Source organism: Paenibacillus sp. P36 (genome assembly GCF_045866505.1).
GTDB lineage: Bacteria > Bacillota > Bacilli > Paenibacillales > NBRC-103111 > Paenibacillus_E > Paenibacillus_E chondroitinus.
The window spans coordinates 117,553-142,277 of sequence record NZ_AP038372.1; the positions used below are offsets into that span (position 1 = coordinate 117,553).

24 protein-coding genes are annotated in these 24,725 nt (G+C 39.9%); all 24 read left to right on the forward strand.

Going from position 1 to position 24,725, the window contains the following annotated elements; all coding sequences use genetic code 11:
* The first annotated feature begins 102 nt into the window (after nucleotides 1-102).
* The 24 genes from metK (at nucleotide 103) to ACKTT9_RS00625 (ending at nucleotide 24,681) form a co-directional block, all read left to right on the forward strand.
* Nucleotides 103-1,308, forward strand: coding sequence for a methionine adenosyltransferase (gene metK / locus ACKTT9_RS00510; protein ID WP_407870118.1), 1,206 nt, complete (start codon nucleotides 103-105; stop codon nucleotides 1,306-1,308).
* 192 nt (nucleotides 1,309-1,500) lie between these two features.
* Nucleotides 1,501-1,860: a hypothetical protein gene (locus ACKTT9_RS00515; protein ID WP_407870119.1), complete on the forward strand. Its 360-nt coding sequence runs from the start codon at nucleotides 1,501-1,503 to the stop codon at nucleotides 1,858-1,860.
* Between the two features lie 190 nt (nucleotides 1,861-2,050).
* Nucleotides 2,051-4,654, forward strand: coding sequence for a stalk domain-containing protein (locus ACKTT9_RS00520; RefSeq protein WP_407870120.1), 2,604 nt, complete (start codon nucleotides 2,051-2,053; stop codon nucleotides 4,652-4,654).
* Between the two features lie 86 nt (nucleotides 4,655-4,740).
* A complete protein-coding gene (locus tag ACKTT9_RS00525) occupies nucleotides 4,741-5,937 on the forward strand; it encodes a sensor histidine kinase (protein WP_127453355.1) in 1,197 nt (398 codons plus the stop codon).
* On the forward strand, nucleotides 5,915-6,640 hold the full coding sequence (locus tag ACKTT9_RS00530) for a response regulator transcription factor (protein ID WP_127453353.1): 726 nt from the start codon (nucleotides 5,915-5,917) through the stop codon (nucleotides 6,638-6,640). Before ACKTT9_RS00525 ends, ACKTT9_RS00530 begins: the two co-directional genes overlap by 23 nt.
* Nucleotides 6,641-6,705: 65 nt before the next feature.
* Nucleotides 6,706-7,101 (forward strand): hypothetical protein, encoded by a 396-nt coding sequence (locus ACKTT9_RS00535; protein ID WP_407870121.1) that lies wholly within the window; start codon nucleotides 6,706-6,708, stop codon nucleotides 7,099-7,101.
* Between the two features lie 50 nt (nucleotides 7,102-7,151).
* A complete protein-coding gene (locus ACKTT9_RS00540; protein ID WP_407870122.1) occupies nucleotides 7,152-9,023 on the forward strand; it encodes a DEAD/DEAH box helicase in 1,872 nt (623 codons plus the stop codon).
* Between the two features lie 267 nt (nucleotides 9,024-9,290).
* Entirely contained in the window at nucleotides 9,291-9,794 is a 504-nt protein-coding gene (locus ACKTT9_RS00545; protein ID WP_407870123.1) for a ComF family protein, read from the forward strand.
* 106 nt (nucleotides 9,795-9,900) lie between these two features.
* On the forward strand, nucleotides 9,901-10,323 hold the full coding sequence (locus ACKTT9_RS00550; protein ID WP_407870124.1) for a TIGR03826 family flagellar region protein: 423 nt from the start codon (nucleotides 9,901-9,903) through the stop codon (nucleotides 10,321-10,323).
* Nucleotides 10,324-10,435: 112 nt separating this feature from the next.
* A complete protein-coding gene (gene flgM / locus ACKTT9_RS00555; RefSeq protein ID WP_407870125.1) occupies nucleotides 10,436-10,708 on the forward strand; it encodes a flagellar biosynthesis anti-sigma factor FlgM in 273 nt (90 codons plus the stop codon).
* Nucleotides 10,709-10,742: 34 nt separating this feature from the next.
* Nucleotides 10,743-11,240 carry a flagellar protein FlgN gene (locus ACKTT9_RS00560; RefSeq protein WP_407870126.1) on the forward strand — a complete coding sequence of 166 codons (498 nt, stop codon included), beginning with the start codon at nucleotides 10,743-10,745 and terminating at the stop codon, nucleotides 11,238-11,240.
* A 51-nt stretch (nucleotides 11,241-11,291) separates the two neighbouring features.
* Nucleotides 11,292-12,737, forward strand: a complete 1,446-nt coding sequence (gene flgK, locus ACKTT9_RS00565) for a flagellar hook-associated protein FlgK (RefSeq protein ID WP_407870127.1) — start codon at nucleotides 11,292-11,294, stop codon at nucleotides 12,735-12,737.
* A 35-nt stretch (nucleotides 12,738-12,772) separates the two neighbouring features.
* On the forward strand, nucleotides 12,773-13,672 hold the full coding sequence (gene flgL, locus ACKTT9_RS00570; protein WP_407870128.1) for a flagellar hook-associated protein FlgL: 900 nt from the start codon (nucleotides 12,773-12,775) through the stop codon (nucleotides 13,670-13,672).
* A gap of 25 nt (nucleotides 13,673-13,697) precedes the next feature.
* Complete coding sequence (locus ACKTT9_RS00575; RefSeq protein WP_407870129.1) at nucleotides 13,698-14,267, forward strand: DUF6470 family protein; 570 nt, start codon at nucleotides 13,698-13,700, stop codon at nucleotides 14,265-14,267.
* A gap of 72 nt (nucleotides 14,268-14,339) precedes the next feature.
* Nucleotides 14,340-14,786: a flagellar assembly protein FliW gene (gene fliW / locus ACKTT9_RS00580; protein ID WP_407870130.1), complete on the forward strand. Its 447-nt coding sequence runs from the start codon at nucleotides 14,340-14,342 to the stop codon at nucleotides 14,784-14,786.
* Between the two features lie 5 nt (nucleotides 14,787-14,791).
* Complete coding sequence (csrA, locus tag ACKTT9_RS00585; protein WP_407870131.1) at nucleotides 14,792-15,022, forward strand: carbon storage regulator CsrA; 231 nt, start codon at nucleotides 14,792-14,794, stop codon at nucleotides 15,020-15,022.
* Between the two features lie 173 nt (nucleotides 15,023-15,195).
* Entirely contained in the window at nucleotides 15,196-16,833 is a 1,638-nt protein-coding gene (locus ACKTT9_RS00590) for a flagellin (protein ID WP_407870132.1), read from the forward strand.
* 80 nt (nucleotides 16,834-16,913) lie between these two features.
* Nucleotides 16,914-17,207, forward strand: coding sequence for a hypothetical protein (locus tag ACKTT9_RS00595; RefSeq protein WP_407870133.1), 294 nt, complete (start codon nucleotides 16,914-16,916; stop codon nucleotides 17,205-17,207).
* Between the two features lie 23 nt (nucleotides 17,208-17,230).
* Complete coding sequence (locus ACKTT9_RS00600) at nucleotides 17,231-19,177, forward strand: glycosyltransferase (protein ID WP_407870134.1); 1,947 nt, start codon at nucleotides 17,231-17,233, stop codon at nucleotides 19,175-19,177.
* Entirely contained in the window at nucleotides 19,174-20,505 is a 1,332-nt protein-coding gene (locus tag ACKTT9_RS00605) for a glycosyltransferase (protein WP_407870135.1), read from the forward strand. Before ACKTT9_RS00600 ends, ACKTT9_RS00605 begins: the two co-directional genes overlap by 4 nt.
* 42 nt (nucleotides 20,506-20,547) lie before the next feature.
* Nucleotides 20,548-21,732: a DegT/DnrJ/EryC1/StrS family aminotransferase gene (locus ACKTT9_RS00610; RefSeq protein WP_407870136.1), complete on the forward strand. Its 1,185-nt coding sequence runs from the start codon at nucleotides 20,548-20,550 to the stop codon at nucleotides 21,730-21,732.
* 4 nt (nucleotides 21,733-21,736) lie between these two features.
* Nucleotides 21,737-22,315, forward strand: a complete 579-nt coding sequence (locus ACKTT9_RS00615) for an acyltransferase (RefSeq protein WP_407870137.1) — start codon at nucleotides 21,737-21,739, stop codon at nucleotides 22,313-22,315.
* The gene (locus ACKTT9_RS00620) at nucleotides 22,312-23,619 is read left to right on the forward strand and encodes a nucleotide sugar dehydrogenase (protein WP_407870138.1); all 1,308 of its coding nucleotides are present in this window, start codon (nucleotides 22,312-22,314) and stop codon (nucleotides 23,617-23,619) included. Before ACKTT9_RS00615 ends, ACKTT9_RS00620 begins: the two co-directional genes overlap by 4 nt.
* 21 nt (nucleotides 23,620-23,640) lie before the next feature.
* Complete coding sequence (locus ACKTT9_RS00625) at nucleotides 23,641-24,681, forward strand: Gfo/Idh/MocA family protein (protein WP_407870139.1); 1,041 nt, start codon at nucleotides 23,641-23,643, stop codon at nucleotides 24,679-24,681.
* The last annotated feature ends 44 nt before the right edge of the window (nucleotides 24,682-24,725 follow it).

Here is a 24,725-nt window from a genome sequence, read left to right on the forward strand (position 1 = left end):
GCGTGAAAAGCTGCCGCTAAAGCCGGGCCCACTTTTTTTCATATAGAGGCATCGAGTAGAAGCTTTTCAAACATACTAAATGATATTAGGAGGATGAATGATATGGCGCAAGTACGTGGACGTCGTTTATTTACATCCGAATCCGTAACAGAAGGTCATCCGGATAAAATTTGTGACCAAATTTCTGACTCGGTATTGGATGCATTTCTTGCTAATGATCCGAATGCTCGTGTAGCATGTGAGGTATCTGTAGCAACTGGTTTGGTTTTGGTAATTGGTGAGATTACTTCTAGCTCTGAATATGTTGATATTCAAGCAATTGCAAGACAAACAATTAAAGAAATCGGTTATACTCGTGCAAAATACGGATTTGATTCCCAAACATGCGCGGTTCTCGTTTCTTTAAATGAACAATCTCCTGACATTGCACAAGGTGTCGACAGAGCACTTGAAGCAAGAGAAGGTTCTATGTCCGATGAAGAAATTGAAGCAATCGGTGCCGGTGATCAAGGTTTGATGTTCGGATTCGCAGTTAATGAAACGCCTGAACTTATGCCGCTTCCGATTTCGATCTCTCACCAATTGGCTCGTCGTTTGACAGAAGTTCGCAAAGATGGAACTCTTCCATACCTGCGTCCGGATGGTAAAACTCAAGTAACTGTTGAGTACATTGATGATAAACCAGTTCGTGTTGATGCAATCGTTGTATCCACACAGCATGGTGAAGAAGTTACTTTAGAGCAAATCCAAAAAGATATTAAAGAGCATGTTATCGCTCCAATCGTACCAGCACACTTGTTGGACGAAAATACAAACTATTTCATCAACCCAACGGGCCGTTTCGTAATTGGCGGACCTCAAGGGGATGCTGGTTTGACTGGTCGTAAAATCATCGTTGATACGTATGGCGGTTACGCACGTCACGGCGGCGGTGCATTCTCTGGTAAGGATCCAACAAAAGTTGACCGTTCCGGTGCATATGCAGCACGTTATGTTGCGAAAAACATCGTAGCTGCTGGACTTGCTGAAAAATGTGAAGTTCAATTAGCTTACGCAATCGGTGTAGCACGTCCGGTATCCATTGCTGTGGATACATTCGGTACGGCAAAAGTAAGCGAAGAGAAGTTAGTTGAGTTGATTCATAACAACTTTGACCTTCGTCCAGCTGGTATCATTAAAGAGCTTGACCTGCGTCGTCCAATTTACCGTCAAACGGCTGCATACGGTCACTTTGGCCGTAATGATCTGGATGTTCCTTGGGAGCGTACAGACAAAGCTGATCTTTTGAAAGCTCAAGCATTAGTTTAATATAGTTAGATAAGCCATCCTATTATGGATGGCTTTTTACTTTTCAGTAAAACAGAACATATGTTTGACTAACAATATAAAAAATGGTAATATATACATATACTAAATGACTTTTCATCACGAGAACTTCGTATGCTATACTGTAATTACGATTATAAGCATCTATTATGGATGGATCGGGGAGTGATGGAAATGGATAATGAGTTGAAAGAAGCTCTATCAGCGCTGCTGAAGGCCGAATTTTTGCCGATGTATGATAAGATAGATTTAATGGATAGACGTATGGATGGAATTGAAAACCGTCTGGCTGGTATTGATAAACGCCTAGATGGTATTGATACCCGCCTTGATGGTATCGACAACCACCTGACGGGGATTGACTCTCGCTTAGACCGGATTGAAATAGAACAAACTCAAGTTAAACAAGCTGTTTTAGAAACTAATGCAACTGTTAAACGGATTGAACTCATACAAGAACAGCAGCATTCCATTATTGAACTTTTATCAGCTCGATCTATTGAGCATGAAGCTAAAATAAAACGTATACTGTAAATTTTACAGGTTTTGTATCTCAGGCAGAGAGCAGGCCCCATAAGGGATGACTCTCTTTTTTGTGTTTCTTTGGTGTATAAATACAACTGCAGCCCTATCGTAACTTTTTCCATAGTTTAAGAGTCTATATAAGTATCGTGAAAATGATAGATAATAGACTTAGACTGAAAGAGGAGTGTGGAAAAGCAACATGACGGTACAGAAGCAAGTATGGATTGGTGCGCTGGCTTGCGCATTGGTGTGGCAATTGGCAGCTGGGACTACGGTAAGTGCGGCAGGTTCAACGTTGACGCTTAGTTCACAGGAAACAATTACATCAGGCGCAATCATGAAAAATTATGTGTGGACAACTACTAGAAGCAATAAGGATGTTTCGGTAAACGCCAATGTGATCGAGGTCGACTTGACGAATCCGAACGTAAAGATAGACGCAATGGCAGGGACGAATACGCAGTTTACGAAGAACCAAAGCGTTTTGGGCATGGTGAAGGATAGCGGTGCAGTAGCAGGTGTGAATGGAGATTTCTTTAATACACAGGCTGAAGGTGTCCCGGAGGGTGCTCAAATCACAAATGGAACAGTGATGGCGACGCCAGCAAAAATATCGGGATTATATTCTTTTGCAATTACGAAGAACAATCAGCCGATTATTGATATCCTTGACTTTGAGGGCAAGGTAACAGCGAAAGATGGAACGTCTTTTGAACTTGGCGGTGTGAATAAAACGTATTATTGGGATGATAACAATGTCGCGATGATTGCTGATGGACTTTTCCTATATACAAGTGCTTGGGCGATGACACAAAGAGCGGTAGATGGTACGCATGTTCCAACTGAGGCGCTTATTCAAAATGATATCGTCAAGGAGATTGCGGTAGATACGAATATTAAAATGATCGCTCCCGCGGACGGCTACATACTTAGAGGTTCAGGCTTAGCTAGGGAGTTTATCGTAAATCACCTCAAAGTCGGAGATAAAATCACTACCAAATATGATATGGTTCCGCATGATGCTTCCAAAACATATGATTGGAAAAACTTCAAAATGCTTATCGGGGGAAGCACGCTCTTAGTTGACGATGCGAAGCCGAGTTATTTCACGCGAAATATTAATGATTTCAGCGGTTACAGTCCGCGATCACGAACAGCATTAGGTTATTCCAAAGATATGAAAACGGCGTACATTATTACCTCCGATCGCAGTGCAGGTAGCGCGGGTATGACACTGCCAGAGCTTCAGCAGTTTATGATTAGTGCTGGAGTTTGGAAAGGCTTAGTGCTTGATGGTGGTGGTTCCACACAGATGGTCTCCAGACCTCTAGGTGATTTTGACCCGAAATTGGTGAATAAAACGGAGAATGGCAACCAACGTTCCGTTGCAAATGGTTTAGGTGTATATTCAACGGCGCCTAAAGGTGAGTTGAAAGGCCTTATTTTAAAAGGTCAAAATATTTTATTCATGAATGAATCCAGCACTTATCAATTCAAAGCATACGACGATTATTTTAACCCGATTTCAGTGGATGGCATCGTTCCACAATGGAGTAGTTCGACAGCAAATGGTGGCTTTAAGGATAATGTATTTACGCCTACATTACCAGGTAAAACGCAGATTACTGCGAAGTCAGGGAAAGGTTCTGCATCCATGGATGTTGAGGTTATCGGCCGGGACCAAATTACTTCCATGAAATTCAATTCAGGTGCTTTTTCATTGACCGAGGGTGGGGATTTTAAGCTGCCTATTATGGTTACAACCAAAAGCGGTGCAACAAGAGAACTGCCCGCGGCATCAGCAACATGGGAACTTAGCGGAGTAAAAGGGAGCTTGAAAGATGGTATTTTACATGTAGACAGTGCTTCAGGTTCACAAGCCGCTCAGGTTATCGCAAGGTATGATGGGTATAGTACCATGGTTACTCTTCCAGTGGGACAAGAAAAGGTATGGTACGACCTTGATAATTCTGCGGTTATAACTACTGGTGATAAATATCCTGCTGAGGTTGTTTCTTCTGTAAATATTGAACAAACGAATGGAAATAAAAATTTAGCGATTACTTACGATTTTACAAAAGGTACAGGTACGAAAGCCGCATATGCCCGATTTGATGGTACGAACGGTGTGCAAATTGCAGGTGAACCTGAGTTCATTACAGCTAAGGTCCTCGGAGATGGAAGTTTTAACTGGGTGCGTGCTGAAATTGTTGATGCTGATGGAAAATTGAACTATGTCAGCTTCACAGAAAATACGAACTGGACGGGCTGGCGCAAGCTAACAGCTGATGTCTCCGATCTTAAATTCCCCATTAAGCTTAAGAGCGTTTATGTAGCTAATCCGGCGAATGGACAGGATGAAAGAGCTTCGAAAGGGAAAATTAGTATAGATGATATCTCGTTTATTTATAAAGGGCAGCTGCCGGCTTTACCAAAGAATTCAGTAAAACTTACAGTGAACAAAAAGCAAGTAACAGTAAACTCAAAAGCAATGACGTTAGAGCAAGCTCCAACGATTGTGAATGATAATACACTTATCCCCATTCGATTTGTTACAGAAGCTCTCGGCGGTAATGTGAAATGGGATGACAAAGAACGGAAGGTTACCGTTATTCGCGGGGATAAGCTAATCGATTTGTGGATTGATAATGCAGATCTACTGGCAAATGGGGATCGTGTCACAGCGGAAGTAGCGCCAAAAATTATGAATAATGTAACTATGGTTCCACTTCGTGTAATTTCTGAGAAATTAGGGTTTAAAGTAGGCTGGGATCCCCAAAATTATGGGATAACTATTGAATAAATAGTGCTAGAAGTTCACTTCAAATTGTAAGAACTATGTTACAATATGGGGTAGACTAATTTCTAATATTGTTATTAAAAAGGAGCATGTTTCATTTGCAACCAGACGCTATAGATCGTGTCATAAAAAACGCAATTAACGTCATGGAGAGCAGCAAGTATCAGATGTTCGAGATCGCTGAAGCTTCTCGCTTGGAGAAAGAATCGCTTACTCGTGAACTTGAAGAAATTAAGCATGAAACAAGCATCACGATTGATTTAGTCGACAAGTTAGAGAAGGATTACAAGCGCTCCCGCATTCGACTCACGGAAGTCAGTCGTGACTTTAATAAGTACCGTGAGGAAGATATTAAGGTTGCTTATGAAGCGGCTATTGCCTTTCAATTACAACTCACTATTGCTAGAGAAAAAGAAAATAATCTGAAGACCAGACGCAATGACCTGCAAGTGCGAACTAAGAATGTGGACAAGCAGGTGGAACGGGCTGAAACGATCGTTTCTCAGATGAATGTAGTTTTAGAATACTTATCCGGAGATCTCAATCAGGTCACTCGCATATTAGAATCGGCTAAAAACAGGCAACTGCTTGGTTTAAAGATTATTCTGGCGCAAGAGGAAGAGCGAAAGCGTATTGCGCGTGAAATTCATGATGGTATGGCTCAGACCTTGGCAAATGTTGTGTTGCGAACAGAAATTGCTCAGCGCATGCTTATTAAAGAAGATATCCCCGCGGTTAAGGAAGAACTAGTGGATTTGAAGGGACAAGTCAGAGGGGGACTTGAAGAAGTTCGCAAGATCATCTTCAACCTCCGCCCGATGGCACTCGATGATCTAGGTATCGTACCGACTCTGCGTAAATATGTTCAAGATTGCGAAGAGAAATATCGTATTCGTACGCAATTCAATCTCGTAGGCAAGCAGACTCGCATTCCATCAGGACTTGAAATTGCGATTTTCCGACTGGTGCAAGAAGCTCTATCTAATGTAATAAAACATGCGAAAGCAACTTTCTTATCTGTTGAGCTAACACTGGAACCTGATCAAGTACAAATCTACGTCGTAGATAATGGGGTCGGCTTCGATGTGCCGCAAACAGAGCAGAAAATAGCTAAGGGAAATAATTTTGGTTTGTTAGGCATGCGTGAGCGTGTTGAGCTTCTGGAAGGCACAATGATCATTGATTCCGCCAAAGATTCCGGAACCAAAATTACAATGCTAATCCCTATTGGCGGCGGTGCAGAGAACAAGGAGGAAAATCAAAATGGACAACACGGCGAGTCATAAACGCAATGTGCGAATTGTTATTGCGGACGATCACCAGCTGTTTCGCGAAGGTGTTAAACGGATTATCAATATGGAAGATGATATGGAAGTCATTGGAGAGTGTGGCGATGGGATCCAGGTTATCGAGCTGTGTAATCAAATCACGCCAGATATTGTTCTCATGGACATCAACATGCCACTTGAGAATGGTGTAGTCGCGACTGAGCGCTTAAAGCTTATTTTCCCTGATATTAAGGTTATCATTCTTTCGCTACATGATGATGAGAGCTATGTATTTGAGACCCTTCGCAAGGGAGCTTCGGGTTATTTGCTTAAGGATATGGAAGCGGAGTCGCTTATAAATGCGATTCGTTCTGTGGTGGCTGGTCACGCGTACATTCACCCCAAAGTTACAGGTAAGCTAATCAACCAACTAAGACGCATGACGTATTTAGATGACGTCGGTGTGGTTGGATCAGGACAGGGCGCTAAGGATTCTGCGCTTAAGTACATACATAATACCAATAGTCCACTTACCAAACGGGAAGCGGAAGTTCTTCGTTTAATGGCAGAAGGCAAAAGCAATAAACTGATCGGAGAGTTCCTCTACATCAGCGAAAAAACGGTGAAGAACCATGTCAGCTCAATTCTTCAAAAGATGGAAGTTGATGACCGTACACAAGCGGTTATCATCGCGATTAAGAATGGTTGGGTAACCCTGTAAGACTTCCGTTGTTGGAACCCCTCTACTTTTTGTGGCATACACTGCAATTAAGGGAGGGATCCGCTATGTGGATTGGGTTACTTTGGATCTTGGGTTGCTACGGAATCAGCATCGCAGTGCTTCATCTATTGTTCGGAGCCCGCAAGGGTAGAAAGAAAAAGCCTGCAAAAGTTCTGCTTGTCACCAAAAATAACCAAAATCAAATTGAATGGTATATTCGCTCTTTATTTTTTTTCTCTGGATTAAAAGGCTACGAAGTTACGGCAACAATCTACGATGAAGGGTCTTCTGACGACACAAGGCAAATTATTGAGCGACTATCCCATACCCATTTGCTTGATTTGAGATATCAAATGGATTTTGATGCAGTTGATCAATTTAGGAGCCAGCATGAAGGGGAATCTGTTATTGTTGTTCATCTTAGCAACAGGGAAGATCTTGTGAAAATACCTGTGGGATAGTAGTAATCGCTTACTTGCAGGTGGTACTTAAAAAGAGAGTAAGGTGAGCAATGAAGGTTCAACTTTACGCCGTTTGTATAAATAAAGAGTGGAATTGGCATTTATCCATTCACCCTATGACAGACATCCAATATTGGTTCGAGCAATACGCAGCCGACGCCGGCCTCGTACTGTTCGAACCTTTTATTTCGTTCGGGCAAGGTGTGCGCCTGCTTGACAAACTAAAATCTGCAAATTTAAAACAATTGGTTCAGAACGATGAGAGTATGCTGAGGCAGTTTCGCCAGGCGGCCAAAGATTGCGGTTTGCTAAATTGCGACAAAATTGCAATGAAGAAAATAACATTTAGAGAGCAAGGATTGTTCCCTAGAATGATTTTAGATTATGGAATTTATACAAAGGTTGTATTAGCTTGCAGCGGTAGGACAATGCTTGAAGAGGAATTTGAGCAGCTTTTAAAAGCAACAAATCTAGAACTAGGGGCAGGGGAAGCGTGGATGAGTTATCTTCAGCTAGCTCATCTTAACAGAGATATAAAATTAGAGAATGGGCTGCATATAAAGGAGTATCGGGAATGGCGTCGAGGTTACCAAAAAAGGACGATTTACTCCTGTAAACGGTGCGGAAGTGGTAAGGAGAGCTTGTATTGGTCAGCCTGCCATTTCTGTGGACAAGACTGTCCTTACTGTGAGGCTTGCTTGACGATGGGGCGGGTAAGGTTCTGCTCGTTGCTTATATCGGGAGAAACAGCTGAGAATGGAAAGTTAGTGGTGAAAGACGCGAGTCAGTCATTTGATAATCTCGAAAGCTACATCAAGCCATGGGGACTTAGTGAAGCTCAGACTAGAGCGTCTCTGGAGGGGCTGCAATTTATTACGGAAGAGAAGGGAAAGGATAAACGCGGACTGCTGACTAAAGAGCCTCGAAAGTTTTTAATCTGGGCCGTTACCGGTGCAGGAAAGACGGAAATGATATTCCCTTTCGTTTATATAACAGTGGCCAATGGAGGGCGAGTGTTGATTGCAACTCCACGAAAAGACGTTGTATTAGAGCTTCAACCAAGAATATCGCGAGCTTTCTCAGACTATAGTGTCGTTACGCTTTATGGTGGTAGCGAGCAGCGATGGGAGCAAGGGCAAATTACAATTGCCACGACACATCAACTCATGCGTTTTGATGAGGCATTTGATCTTGTCATCATTGATGAAATTGATGCATTCCCGTACCATAACAATCCAATGCTTGCTTATGCTGCAGCTAAAGTTTGCAAACGAAGTGGTGTGAATATATTGCTATCGGCTACACCGCCGAAAAGCGTCAGGCAAGCGGCTGAACGAGGCGACTTACAACATGTGCGGGTACCGGTGCGTTTTCATAAAAATCCCCTGCCAGTACCGGAGCTCATAGCCACCCCAGCCCTAAATAAATCTATAAGTACTCGAGCTCTGCCTAATTCGTTATTTACTAAGCTGGTAGCTTCAGTGGAGCGAGGTGCACAGTTGTTTGTTTTTGTTCCAAACATTCGCCTGGTGGAGCCTACGGTGGAACTATTAAGGGTAAAGTTACAAGGGGGTAATATGTTGTGCATTGAGGGGACCTCGTCAAAGGACTCTGACCGAACTGAGAGGGTTCAACGTTTTCGTAACAGGGACATACGAGTCTTGGTGACAACGACGATTTTGGAACGGGGAGTCACTGTGCCTAAATCGGATGTTTTTATCCTAGATGCTGATTCAAAATTATTTGATGAAGCAGCGCTTGTTCAGATGGCCGGGCGTGCTGGTAGATCAAAGGACGACCCAGCTGGAAAGGTTTATTTTGCAGCCAAAGAAATCACACGATCACAAAAGGAGGCTATTCGACAAATCGAGAAAATGAATCGCATAGCGCGTAAACGGGGTTATTTTGAAAGGGGGAAGTGAATGAGTGATTGGAAAAATTGGCTAGGTGCAATGAGAGGGAATTTATTTTCACTGCTCAGTCCAGTAAAGGAAGAGTGCTTGCTGTGTAAACAAGTTAGTTCTGATCGCGTTAAGCAGCTGGGACTTTGTCGTTCGTGTTATATGAGGATACCGTGGATTCGAGCGGCACTTTGTGCTATATGCGGGCGAGGCGAGGTGTGTTATGACTGTCAACGAAGGGGACACGCTTATTTTTCAAAAAGCCGTAGTGCTGTGAGATACGATGAAATGATGAAAGAATTATTAGCTCGTTATAAATATCGAGGAGATGAGCGACTAAAGGCTGTAATTGGTCAAATGCTTGTTCATGCGTATCACTTATTGCAAGAGGAAATGAGAGAATTCGACACGGATCCGGGCTCAGCTAAGAGACTGATTACATTCGTACCTGTTAGTGAACGTAGATTGCTAGAGCGCGGTTTTAACCAAGCCGAACAAATGGCTATTGAATTAGGGCGAAAAGTCGGGCTCCCTGTCCTCCCACTGCTTAGTCGTTCGAAACATACAGATAAACAAAGCTTTAAGAACAGGAGTGAGCGTCTGGATGATCTAGTACATGTTTTTGAGATCAACGAGTTGCTGCTTAAACAGCTGTTGGGTTGCCAGGCAGCATCGTACGTGATATACATCGTAGATGATGTATACACCACAGGGAGTACTATGAATCAGTGTGCAAGGGTTTTAGGCGAATCCCTTCCGGCGAAAGTGTTCGGTATTACATGGGCGCGATAGGGCTACAGCCAGGCTTTCGAAAAATAGAGATATGCAAACGCTGTCGGATTGCGGTAAACTGGAATTAAATATTTAGGTTAAGGGAACAATAGAAGGGGGACATATAATGGGCATGAACGTTGCTAATTGTCCACGCTGTGGGAAGATTTTTGTTAAGGGTTTTGCTGAGGTATGCCCGAATTGCTTGAAAGATTTGGAGCAGCAGTATGATAAATGTCTGAAGTATTTGCGTGCAAACAAAGGCACTACTATAAATGATTTAAGCGAAGCGACGGACGTATCTATTAAGCAAATTACGAAGTTTATTCGTGAGGGCCGGATTTCAATCGTAAGTGCCCCGAATATGGCTTATCCTTGCGAGGTGTGTGGGACCATGATTCGTGAGAATACGATTTGTGAATCTTGTCGTAGCAAGTTAGTGAAGGATGTTAAGAATAACGCTGAGGATGAGCGGAGAAAAGCAGAGCAGGCAGACAGGGAAAGCAAGATGAGCTTTAAGATTCAAGAGCGACTACGTGACCGCCATTAATTTAGAATTAGGACTGTAGAGATATAAAGTTTCATATTGGGGATGCCGATAATAGTTCTAAAGATTATCGGCATTTTGTTTTTCTAGGTCAGAGATATGGGAGTGTTAAAGTATGAAAATTAATGATAATCAACGTGTCGGAGCCATTAATCCTTATAAAAAAGCTGGAGATGCGGCATTTACTCAAGCTGCCAGCAAGAAAGGTAAGCTGAAGGATCAAGTTGAGATTTCAGCTGAAGCGAAAGAGCTTTTAGGGGCTTCGGAAACAGCTCGAACGGAAGAACAAAAAATTCGTATTGAACAACTTAAATCATCTGTGGCAGCAGGAACTTACCACGTGGATGCAGGCAAAATTGCAGAGAAAATCCTTCCTTATTTGAAATAAGGAAACACATCATAGATAGAAACAGGTGACGATCATGTCAATACAGACATTGTTGGAAACGATGGAGAAGCTTCAGGAAGCACACGAGGCGCTGCTTGAACTCGCCAAGGCGAAGACGCCGATTCTTGTTAGCAATGATATCGATCAACTGAATATGATTGTTAATCGTGAAAATAAATGGGTGAGAGCGATTGCAGAAGCGAATCAGCATCGGATTCAAATCATCGGCTCTTACTTAATTTCGAGAGGATATAATCCTAACCCCAAGATTACGGTCGGAGATTTAATCAAAGTTATTTTTAAGGCTGAAGAGAAACAGGCGCTGATGGAAGCACAACAGAAGCTGCTTGCTACAATAGAAGTATTGAAGCAAAACAATATCATTAATCAACAGCTAATCGAGCAATCTTTATCATTCGTCAATTATTCGCTTGACTTAGTTATTGGTCCGCCTGAAGATGATCTGGTTTACAGGAATCCGAACCAAGTAAAGAGTGCAAACCGATTAGGCATGTTCGATAGAAGAGGCTAATTATTAAACAAACCAGAATAATCCCAAAGAGGGCATAGGAGAGGGAAAACCATGAGATCGACTTTTGGTGGAATTGAAATATCCAAGCGGGGGATCCTTACACAACAAGCCGCATTGACAACGGCGGGACATAACGTAGCCAATGCTAACACGCCTGGCTTTTCGCGCCAGGTGGTCAAAATGGTTGCGGCAGAACCTATTGAGGCACTAAGTTTGCAACGCTCAACTATCCCAGGTCAAATGGGACAAGGTGTTATGTTTACTGAGGTGGAGCGGATCCGCGAAGCTTTTCTAGACAAGCAATATACTAATGAGAACAAAAGCTTAGGTGAATGGACGGTTCGTCAAGATACATTAGAAAAGTTGGAAGCAATCATTAATGAGCCTTCGGACACCGGTCTTCGTCAGGTTCTCGATAATTTCTGGAATTCATGGCAGGAGCTTAGCAAGCAACCAGATAATCTTGAAACAAGGGCCGTCGTCAAGGAAAGTGCTCTGGCTGTAACAGATGCTTTCAACCATGCAGCAAAGCAACTGAAAGATCTAGGCTCCGACTTGAAAGATAATATGACTGTAAAAGTGACGCAAGTGGACACGACGTTGAAACAAATCGCCGGACTCAATAATGAGATTTTTCGTGTTGAAGGCCTCGGTAATAATGCTAACGATCTTCGCGATCAAAGGGATCTGCTTATTGATGAGTTATCCAAAGTAATCAATGTTAGCGTACAAGAGGAGTCAGGCGGTTACCATGTCAAAATGGGGAATCAGGATCTTGTGGTTGCTAACGAAGCAACAGAGTTTACAAGTGACTTGGCCACTGGGGCATATCCAGCTGACTTAAACAGCGGCGAGTTGTATGGCTTGATGTTATCCGATCAACGTTATGTAACGGAGTATAAAAATCAATTAAACTCAATGGTTTCGACCATCGTAACTGCCGTTAATGATATACATAAACAAGGATATACGCTACAGGATCCTCCAACCAAAGGCGGGGACTTCTTTGTACCCATTACAGACTTTAATACTGCTGCAGAAACAGTGCAAGTAAGTTCAAATATTACAGATAATGTGGAGCGAATTGCAGCTTCAGGTAAGACATATACAGATGCTAACGGCGTGGAACGAGTAGTAAAAGGTAACAATGAGCTAGCCTTGAAACTCGCTAATGTTAAGAATACGAAGTACAACTTCGATGGCTCGGGTGTCACCAAAATCATCCTTAATGGTGGTACATTCGACGAATTCCTTCGCGCAGTAGTGTCAGAAATTGGAGTTCAAACCCAAGAGGCACAGCGCCAGGTATCCAACCAGAAAATACTTGTGGATCAAGTAGATGCTAGACGCCAATCAGTCAGCGGTGTTTCTTTGGATGAAGAGATGGCGGATATGATTAAATATCAACATGCTTATAACGCAGCTGCTCGTTCTCTAACAACTTTCGATGAAATGCTAGATAAAGTAATTAACTCAATGGGAACTGTAGGCAGATAAAAAGCTAGATACAATGGATATGGGGTGAAATTACAATGGCATTACGCGTTACGCAAGGCATGCTTAATACACAGTTGCTACGTAATTTAAATACGAATTTATCTCGGATGGATAAGTTGCAGGATCAGCTTTCAACAGGCCGCAAAATCAATAAACCATCAGATGATCCGGTTGGAATTAGTTTCTCAATGCGCTATCGCAGTGAGCTTGATACCAATGATCAGTATCAGAGAAATGTAGATGCTACGGTGTCTTTCCTGGATTATACAGATACTATGTTGGATCAGACTGGTAGTGTTTTACAAAGAGCTCGCGAGCTAGCTGTATCAGCCGCTAATGGGACCAACTCAGAGGACTCGTTGAGTGCTATGAAAACAGAAATTGATCAATTGTATGGTCAGTTAACCAATATTGGAAATAGCCAATTCAACGGGAAATTTGTCTTTAATGGACAAATCACTGACAAGGCTCCCTTCCCTGATCCGGATAATGCAGCCAATGCTGTAACCGATAATGGTGAAATTAAATTTGAAATTGGTGCAGGCGTTCAGATTGCAATGAATAAAACGGCCGAGCAAATATTTGGAGCTTCGGGCATGCAAGATAATGCTTTCCAAATTTTAAAGGATTTATCTGCTTCACTTGCTGCTGGTAACACGTCAGGTATTCAGAAATCTATCGAACTTATGGACACGAGATTGAGCGGAGTGTTGGGTGCTAGAGCAGATATTGGAGCTAAAACCAACCGAGTTCAGCTTGCTGAAAACAGGCTCGATGATATCGGCATTAACCTACAAAGTCTACAATCCAAAACCGAAGATGCAGATATGTCGCTTGTTATTACAAACTTGAAAATGGAAGAAAACGTGTACCAAGCTTCATTGTCTGCAGGGTCTAAGGTTATCGTACCTACATTAGTTGATTTTCTTCGCTAATAATCTCGATTAGGAGGCTGTTGTGATGCCTAGTATTCCTCAAATACAAATAAGCCAGCAGCCTGCTCTCATCGGGATCGACGCAGATCTTGGGCAGCAGGACATCCGCCAACCTAGGGCAACTTATGAGATGCAAGTGGATCGGCCTAAACAAGATATCCGTCAGCCTAGAGGCGAACTCGAAATCGATCAGAGCCGTGCTTGGGATGCACTAGGACAAGGTCCAATTCTTACAGCTTTAAGTAGAATTTATTCGCAAAGCCATGAAATTGCCATGCAAGGAATTGCACGTAGAGTTGAAGATGGGAATCGTATGGCTGCAATTCACTTAGGTGGGAATGCCATAGCTGAAATAGCGAAAGAATTAAGTATTAGCCGTTCGCAGTTCGACTATTACGGCGAAGCAAGCTATGATAATGTTGATATTACTTACACTGCGCATAAAGCGGAAATTAACGTTACAGATGGAAAAGTTAACGTAAATGCACAAGTTAATAAACCTGAGATTGACTATACTCGCGGGAAGCTTGATATTTACATGAGACAATACCCCAAGGTAGAGATTACACCTCCACAAATTGATTTCAAAACTTAATGCGTTATAATCAGGCTATAGATGATTTCTATGGCTTTTTTTATTTTAAAATGGATCGAAGGAGCTTGAGACATGCATATTTCGACGTTGTTTTTTGGCGAGTTAGACGTACAACAATCTGAAGTCTTCACATTTACACAAGGTGTTCCAGGCTTTGAGAGTTTAACACAATTTATTTTGGTTCAACCTGAAGGTAGCGCTCCGTTTTCATATATTCAATCTATTCAGAATGGTGATCTCTCCTTCCTTGTGGTTGATCCTTTTCTGTTTTTTAAAGAGTATGATATTCTTCTGCCGGATAACTTACAGGAGGAATTGAAGATTGACAAGCCTGAAGACGTGTTAGTATGGTCAGTCGTAACGGTAAATAGTGACTTCACTAAATGCACTATGAATCTTTTGGCACCGATTATTTGGAATGTGAAAGAAAAATTAGCGAAACAAATTATTCTACATGACTCTGAGTATAACGTTAAACATGAGATTGTGTTGAGTGAAGCAGCGCAAGTGGAGGGGTGAGGAGCATGTTAGTCTTGGCAAGGAAAAAAGGCGAGTCCATCATGATCGGCGATCAGATTGAGATTGTAATTCTCGGTAGTGAAGGAGACACGATTCGTGTCGGAATAAAGGCCCCTAAACAAGTGGAAGTGTTTCGAAAAGAAATTTATCAGCATATTCAGGAATCGAATAAAGAAGCTACGGCTAGTTCAATTAGTCCTATGAACTTAAGTAAATTGATTAATAAATCGAAGTGAATGAAGTGTCGACCACGAGTCGACATTTTTTTTATTTTAGCTATTAACTTTCGGAAACGCCACGACGATATATATAACAATGGGATAACAAGCTGGGCGGCCGACCCGCTTGCAAACCTACAAATAAATCCACATGGACGTGGATCAAACGAACCTTCAGGAGGAAGAAAATAATGAGAATTAATCACAATATCGCAGCAGCGAACACTCACCGTCAATTGACTGGTAACACAGCAGCAGCAAGCAAATCCCTTGAGAAATTGTCTTCCGGTCTTCGCATCAACCGTGCTGGCGACGATGCAGCAGGTCTAGCAATCTCCGAGAAAATGAGAGCTCAAATCCGCGGTTTGGATATGGCTGCTAAAAATGCTCAAGACGGTATCTCCTTGATTCAAACAGCTGAGGGTGCATTGAACGAAACTCACTCCATCCTTCAACGTATGCGCGAATTGGCTGACCAATCCGCAAACGGAACGAACACAGCTGACGACCGTGCAGCTCTTCAAGAAGAGGTTAAACAGCTTAAAGACGAAATCGACCGTATTGGTAACACAACTGAGTTCAATACTCAAAAGTTGCTTAACGGTGCATTGAAATCAGTTGGTGGAGCTAACGTTTCTCAAGATACTACTACAAGTTCAGTGACTGCTAAGTTGACTGAGGGTAAACTTCAAGGTTCTGTAGCAATGGGAACTCAAATTGACGCTACAGGTGGAACGAATTATGTGAAAGAAACATTGAAAATTGATGGAAGCGACATTGAAGTCAATTGGCAAAATCTAACGACAGATGAGAAAGCAATTCTCACTGGAGTAAGCTCTTCAGACACAACTTCCCAAACTAAAGCAAAAGATTTAATTATCAATAAAATTAATGAGGCAATTGATGCATCAGGTAAGAATACTGCCCATATTACAGGGTATGTTGACGCTACTGGACAACTAGTGCTACAAAGTGGGACAAAAGGCGTAGATTCAAAAGTAGGTATTGCTACAGGGTCTGGTACTGGGGTTGTTACAGCGTTTAGTAATAACGCAGCAGGTAGCAATGGTGTTGTCGGAACAAGTGTATACAATGGTCAAAGCATTACTGCTGGAGATAAATTTGAAATGAAATTGAACGGAATTACGCTTCAAATTTCACTTGCAGCTGCTACTGGCGGTACAACATCAATGGCAACTCTTGCAATTAACTTAGAGGCTGCGATTAAAGTTGCAGTAAGTAACTACAACAATACAGTTTCTCACAAAACAAAAGGACAAGAAGGCTTTATTGAGGATATCAAAGTTAATGCAACAAAAGATGGTCGCCTCAATGTTGTGGGTCAAAATGGTCCAGTAACTTTTAACGACACCGATGGTAACACTACAGTTTCTGATTTAGGATTATCTCAAGCTCAAACTGAAGCAGCAGGTAACGGTGGAGTTTCCTTCCAAATTGGCGCTAACCGTGGCCAAACTATCAGTTTTGGTATCGGAGATATGCGTACAGCAGCTTTAGGTCTATCTAATGTTGATATTTCAACAGCAGCTACAGCTTCCTCAGCTCTTACATCATTAGATAGCGCAATTAAAAATGTATCTTCACAACGTTCTAAAATGGGGGCAGTACAAAACCGTTTAGAGCACACAATTAATAACTTGCAAACAGCTTCCGAGAACTTGACTTCAGCTGAGTCACGTATTCGCGATGTTGACATGGCGAAAGAAATGATGGACTTCACGAAAAACAACATTCTCTCGCAAGCAGCGCAAGCAATGTTAGCTCAAGCTAATCAACAACCGCAAGGCGTTCTTCAATTGTTGAGATAATTTGGCACATCGAAAGGCTCTGGGGTACCAGAGCCTTTTTCATTACATTAAAGGCTAACTATTATTTGAAAAGGGGATATATGATGGAATTGAAGCAAATACTTATTGAAACAATCGAAAAGATGAGAATGATTCGAGAAGACTTACTAAACTCTAATGAAAATAATAGTATTATTATTCTGTACATTGATTTATTCTCTAAAATTGCAATAGCTGCCCAAAGTTTACAAAATGAAAAGCTAGATTTGGATGAATTTAATGAAAAGTTGAGCCAACTCGTTTCTTCACTTGAGAATCAGGACTTCGACCTGTTTGGAGATCTAATTGAATATGAAGTAAGGCCATTATTAGAATATTGGTATAGCGTTATCTAAATAATATTGTTGCGGGTGATAAGATGAAAAAGCATTCATTTAAACTAAGTATATGCATGATGGTTAAAAACGAGGAAACTAATCTAAGAAGATGTTTGAATAGCCTAGAGTCCTTGTTAAAAAGATCGGATATTGAGCTTATTATTGTCGATACGGGTTCTTCGGATCACACTCCTGAAATAGCTTCTGAATATACTTCTAATATTTTTCATCATTTATGGAATAATAACTTCTCAGATATGCGTAATATTACTATTTCCTACGCTAAGGGAGAATGGATCCTCATTTTAGATGCAGATGAGGAATTATTAGATCAACAGCAGTTGATCGGTCTTTTAAAAGATAATCGATTGAGCAATTTTAATACTGTTCAGTTTACGATGCATGACTATGTTAAATCGACAGATAGTACTAATTATTTAAAGTATAGTTCTTATAGGATGTTTAAAAATGATGGAACCTTCAAGTATGAAGGTGCGGTACATAATCAACCTAGCATGAAAGGGCCAATTCTGCTCGCGCCGGTCATTTTAAATCATTATGGTTATCAGTTTGATAACAAAGAATTACTTGAACGGAAATTTCAAAGAACTGCTTCTATATTGCTAAACGAGTTAGAAAAAGAACCAAACAACATTTACTATCGATATCAATTAGCGAATAGCTATTATATACATGGGGACTCTGAGAAAGCTTTAGAGGAAATTCGCATTGCCTATACTAATTTGAAAGCATTACCATTAGAAAAACGTGCTAAACACCCGTATGTCTATGCTGAGTATGGTCGAGAAAGTTATGCTAACCGTGAATATCAAGAGTGTATTGAGATCTGTTTGGAAGGGATTTCGTTACTACCTGAATATATTGATTTGCATTATTACATTAGTCTAGCGTATCAAACACTTCGAAAGCCTAATGAGGCAATAAAACATGCACTTAGACATTTGGAGTTAGTAAACTCATTTGATAATCTAGAAATAACTAAAGATGCTAGTGTCATAATGATGGGTGCCGATTTATACTCAGTGAATGCAAGTCATACTGTTTTGGCAAATCAGTATTATGAAACTGCGAAATATGATCAAGCTTTGGAATATGCATTGAAAATGGTAGACTCAAAGGAAAAGACTCAGTTTTTATTAAGTATTTATTTTAAATTAGAGTGTTATAAAGAGATAGAGATCTATTACAAAACTTTGGAAGATGAGCAAAAAAAAGAATTTATTGAGCAACTAGAATATCAAAGAGAAAATATGTCGATCTCTCAAAGAGAGGCAGTTAATAAAGTTTTTGCTTCAGGGGACGATGATTATGCTATTTTGAATAAGATTAGAAACTCCACTGGAGAAATTGGAGTAATTCTTTCTAAAGAGTTCATAAAATCAACAGATTTTAGAGATAAAAACGTGTATTATGCAGATGCTTTCAGAAATTTTAGTAGAGATCACAAAGAGATAGTTGCTACTTTTAAGAAAATGCAAAGTTCTAAAATCAAAGTATTTATTAAATATTTAATAGATCATTATACTGTTGTTGAGGAATCGCTTCATAGTTATCTAAGAGATAATGCAATAAGAAAATCAGATTATGAAGGAAACAGAGTTTATGCATGCATTGCTAACGTTTTGTTATTAAATGCAATAGAAGGTGCAAGAGAAGAAAAATATAGAATTGAACGAGTATATTTAGATCTATTTCAACAATATTATGAGTACAGCGTTAACCGAATTTCCCAAGTTTACCAAATGGATCGCATTAAATTAATATATTCAACTTTAGAACAAGAAGAGGACAGATTTATTCTGCTTTTGAACTTTGCTAAAGAGGCCATAAACAAAGGGAATTACAAATCGGGCATAAAGTACTTTAAAGAAGCTGTTGAAGGATACCCCTATCTGACAATGGTTTTAGACACTTTCAGAGAAGAGTTGTTTTCTTCAATAGATGTTGGGATGGATGAAGTTAAATGAAAAAGCAAAATGGGGTAATTACTGAAATCGCCAATTTAAAAATTAGAATCAGAAATTTAATAGAGGAAGGTAGTATTACTGAAGGTATTTTGGCGCTTGAGGAATATGAGCAGGTTATGCCTGAGGATATTGATATCTACTCTATGAAGGCAGTTATTATGATTTTAAATAATGATTGGGAAAACGCTGAAATTGAATTACTAAAAGGCCTAAAGGTGGATTCAAATAATTTTGATATATTATTTAATTTAGGGTATTTAAGTGAATTTAAAGGTCAACTGCCTACTTCCCAAAATTATTACCTTAAGGCGGGCTCTTTATCAAATAATTTGGATCAAAGCAATGAAGTATCCGAAGCCTTAACTAGGCTAACAGAGAAATATACAGATTCAGTAGATTTGAAGAAATTGGTATTCTTTGTGAAGGCAGGCATGGATAGTTTTTTAGATTCGGTAATAAAAGAGCTTTCTAGCAATTTTATAACCAAAAAAGTAGTAGTTTCACATAATAAACAGATCGAAGAGAACCTCAAGTGGTGTGATATAGCTTGGTTCGAATGGTGTGACGAATTAATTTCATATGGAAGTAATCACTCTCTAGCTAAAAATAAAAAAATAATTTGTAGACTTCATAGCTATGAAGCTTTTACTGATTATATTAACCATATAAGATGGGAAAGTGTTGACAAGGTAATATTTGTTGCAGAACATATTAGAAGATATGTTCTGCAGCAGCAAAAATCTTTAGAACTAGAGCAAACAATAGTAATTCCCAATGGAGTAGATGTAACGTCTCATGGTTTTAAAGATAGAGAGAGAGGCTTTAAAATTGCTTACGTGGGGTATATAAATTACAAAAAAGGTCCTATGATGTTACTACATTCTTTTAAAGCTATACACGATATGGACATTAGGTATAAATTGTATATTGCTGGACAATTCCAAGATCCTCGTTATGCCTTATATTTTAATCAGATGATTGAAGAACTGGGGCTAAAGGGCAGTATAATTTATGAGGGTTGGCAGGGAAACATCGAGAAGTGGCTTGAAGATAAAAACTATATACTTTCTACTAGTTTATTAGAGTCACAATCTATGTCATTAATGGAAGCTATGGTTAAGGGGATAAAACCTCTTATACACAATTTTGTAGGAGCTAGAGAAATTTATCCATCTTCTTATATATGGAATACAATGGATGAAGTAACTAAAATGGTTAAAAGTAATTCTTACAATTCTACAGAATATAGAAAATACATTGTTGAAAATTATAGCTTAAAGCACAGAATTTCACAAATTAATTGTTTGCTGCTTCAAATTCTTCTGTGACAATATTATTGACTTAAGCAAGAGTTTGGAGGGGAAGACGGAATGCAAATACCATTGATTGATTTAACTAAGCAATATATGAATTTAAAAGATTCTATTGATAAAGTAATGATCAGAGTCGCTGAATCATCACAATACATTTCAGGACCAGAGGTTAAATCATTTGAATTGGAGTTAGCCGATTACTTGGGTTGTAAACACGCAATTTCTTGTGGGAATGGAACAGATGCTCTTGCGATTTCACTAAAAGCCCTAGGTATTGGAGCGGGTGATGAGGTGATAACATCACCATTCACCTTCTTCGCTACTGCTGAAGCAATTTCAATTGTAGGGGCTACTCCTGTTTTTGTAGATGTAGATCCGGGCACTTACAACTTGAATCCAAGCCTTATTGAAAAGAAGATTAACAAGAAAACTAAGGCGATAATGCCTGTTCATATATTTGGTCAGCCTGCCGATATGGAGCCGATTGTAGATTTAGCAGAAAAATATGGTTTATATATTGTCGAGGATGCATGTCAGGCCATTGGAGCTGAATACCACGGAGTAAAAGCTGGGACAATTGGAGATATTGGATGCTTTTCCTTTTTTCCTACTAAAAATTTAGGAGCTTTTGGTGATGGAGGTCTTATAGTAACTAATAATGATGAAATAGCGAGTATAGTAAGAGGGCTTAAGGCTCACGGAAGCGGACATGCCGGATTGCTAGCATATAAAAGTTTAAATCAAGGACTAGTGGATTCTGATGTATTAAATGGCCTGAATGATCAATCTGCAAAATATTATAATTATTTAGTTGGCTATAATTCTAGGTTAGATGAAATTCAAGCAGCAATACTTCGTATCAAGTTAAAGTATCTTGATAGATGGAATGACGCAAGAAGAGGACTAGCTTCTAATTATAACAAAAAACTTAAAGAAACATCATTGGTGTTACCAGAGGTTCTACGTAATTTGAAAGAGGTTGTACATTTGTATGTTCTTCAGACGGAGAATCGAAAAGATTTGGTTGAATTTTTAAACAATAAGGGTATATCAACTGGTGTCTATTATCCAGTTCCACTTCATCTTCAAAAGGTTTATGAACACTTGAATTACTCAATTGGAGACTTTCCGGTATCGGAATATTTATCTAATCGCACCCTTGCTCTACCATTATATCCTGAGATGTCCGAAGTAGAACAAAATTATATAATAGAGTGTATTCAAAAATTTGAAAGTGAGTAATAAGATGACACGTAATTTTTTTATACATGAATCCAGTTACGTAGATGACCCATGTGAAATTGGTGCCGGAACAAAAGTATGGCATTTCAGCCATATAATGTCCAATTCAAAAATAGGTATAAATTGCAATATCGGTCAAAATGTTCTTATTTCACCTCATGTTATTTTGGGTAATAATGTTAAGATACAGAATAACGTATCCGTTTATACGGGTGTTATATGTGAAGATGACGTATTTTTAGGGCCTTCTTGTGTTTTTACGAATGTTACAAATCCGAGAAGCCATATCAATCGTCAGTCGGAGTATAAGCAGACATTAGTGTGCAAGGGTGCCACAATAGGTGCTAATGCTACCATTGTATGCGGACATAATATTGGAAGGTATGCTTTGATTGGGGCAGGTGCAGTTGTAACAAAGGATATTCCTGATTATGCTCTTGTGGTAGGTAATCCATGTAGGATAGTAGGCTGGGTATGTCAATGTGGGGAAAAACTCCATTTCGATACACACCAAACAGTTTGTTCAGAATGTAAAACCCAATACATCAAGAATGATCGTGAAGTAAGGGAAGTGGTTATATGAGCGACGCATTGCTAAGTAAAATTCAGAATAAATCAGCAGTTATTGGTGTAGTTGGTCTTGGTTACGTGGGTCTTCCACTTGCATTAGAAAAAGCAAAAGCGGGTTATCGTGTAATTGGATTTGATATTCAAGCAGAAAAAGTCGAAAAGGTTAACAAAGGCATCAATTACATTGGTGATATTATTGATAGCGAGTTCAATGATATTGTTTCCCAAGGTATGCTGACTGCAACGGCTGACTTTTCATTCGTAAAAGATGTAGACTGCATAGCTATTTGTGTTCCTACGCCACTTGATAAATACTATCAACCTGACATTTCATATGTAGTAAATTCCACGAGAGATATCGCTAAGTATCTAGATAAAGAAATGTTGATTATTCTCGAAAGTACAACCTATCCAGGTACAACAGAAGAAGTTTTGAAGCCGATCTTAGAAGAAGGCGGGCTTCAATGTGGTAAAGACTTCTTTTTAGCATTCTCACCTGAGCGTGTGGATCCCGGCAACAAGCTCTATGGAACCAAGAATACACCAAAAGTTGTAGGTGGTGTAGGTGAAACTAGTACTAAGCTCGCCGCGGCCTTATATCGCAGTGTTCTGGAAGGGGAGATTCATGAAGTTTCTAGTCCTGCTGTGGCAGAGATGGAGAAAATTCTTGAGAATACCTTCCGAAATATTAATATTGCACTTGCCAATGAGATGGCGATTCTTTGTAATAAAATGGGTATTAATGTTTGGGAAGTTATTGATGCAGCGAAGTCCAAACCATATGGATATATGGCTTTTTATCCTGGCCCTGGTTTAGGTGGTCACTGTATTCCAGTAGACCCTTTTTATTTAACTTGGAAGGCTCGGGAGTATGACTATCATACGCGTCTAATTGAAACTGCTGGCGAAATAAACATTTATATGCCTCAATTTGTAACGGAAAGAAGTATGAAGATCTTAAATCGTTTTAGGAAGACGATGAATGGAGCTAAAATTTTATTGCTTGGAGTTGCTTATAAGCAAGATATAGATGATTTACGTGAATCTCCTGCCTTAAAAGTTATAGAGCATCTTGAGCAAGAAGGGGCAGAAATAAGTTATTATGACCCTTACATCCCTCAGTTCAAGCATCATGGGAATGAATATCAATCCATTAAACTTAATCAGGAAAATCTTCGAAATGCAGATTTGGTAATTCTTACGACCATGCATACTCAATTCGATTACGAAAATATTGCAAGAGATGCTATTTATATATTTGATACTAAAAACGCTTTTAAATTGATTAAAAATCGTGACAATATCGAAGTTTTATAATAAGGATTGGAGCGATTAAACATGGCGGATAGAAAAATTAAAATTGCCTTAGTTGGATGTGGGCGGATATCAGTAAACCACTTTGAAGCTATTCAAAACAACCCTAGTCTAGAGCTTGTAGCGGTTTGTGATGTAAATGTAGACAGAGCGCGGGAAGCAGGAGATAAATGGGATGTTTCTTTCTACGATTCTTACGAGGAAATGTTAAAGCGAACAGATATTGAACTGATCACTATATGTACTCCAAGCGGATTGCATCCCCACCAAACTGTAATGGCTGCAGAGAATAAAATCCATGTAATTACTGAAAAGCCGATGGCCATATCTTTAAAAGATGCAAACAAAATGATTCAAGCCTGCGATGATAATGGTGTTAAATTGTTTGTCGTTAAACAAAATCGTTTGAATAGCACTCTTCAGCTTGTCAAAAGAGCTGTTGATAAGAATAGATTCGGGAAAATATATATGGTTTCTGTCAATGTTTTCTGGCAAAGACCGCAAAGCTATTATGATGCGGCATCATGGCGTGGAACCTGGGAACTTGACGGTGGAGCATTTATGAATCAAGCAAGCCATTATGTGGACATGATGGAATGGTTAATTGGGGATGTAGAGAAGGTATACGCGATAACGGACACCATGGCTCGTGATATAGAAGCTGAGGACACTGGGAGTGCCGTACTTCGTTTTAAAAATGGAGCTATAGGTAACATGAATGTGACTATGCTGACATATCCTAGGAATCTTGCTGGGAATTTGACGATTCTTGGGGAAAAGGGTACTGTTGTCGTTGGCGGAACTTCCGTTAATAGCATTGACAAATGGGACTTTGAAGACTCTGATAATGATGATGAGCTGGCAGCTAACGTTAGCTACTCACCTCCATCTGTCTATGGATTCGGACATATTGGTTACTATCAGAATGTAGTAGATGTTCTCTTTAACGGTGCCGAGCAAGGGACGGACGGAAATGAAGGGAAGAAATCATTAGAGGTAATACTGGCTATTTATCAATCGGCCAGAGAACAAAAGGAAATTAAGTTGCCACTGATAGAAAATTAGTAATTATTTAAAGAAGATCTATAACAACTAAACGACCTCTATCC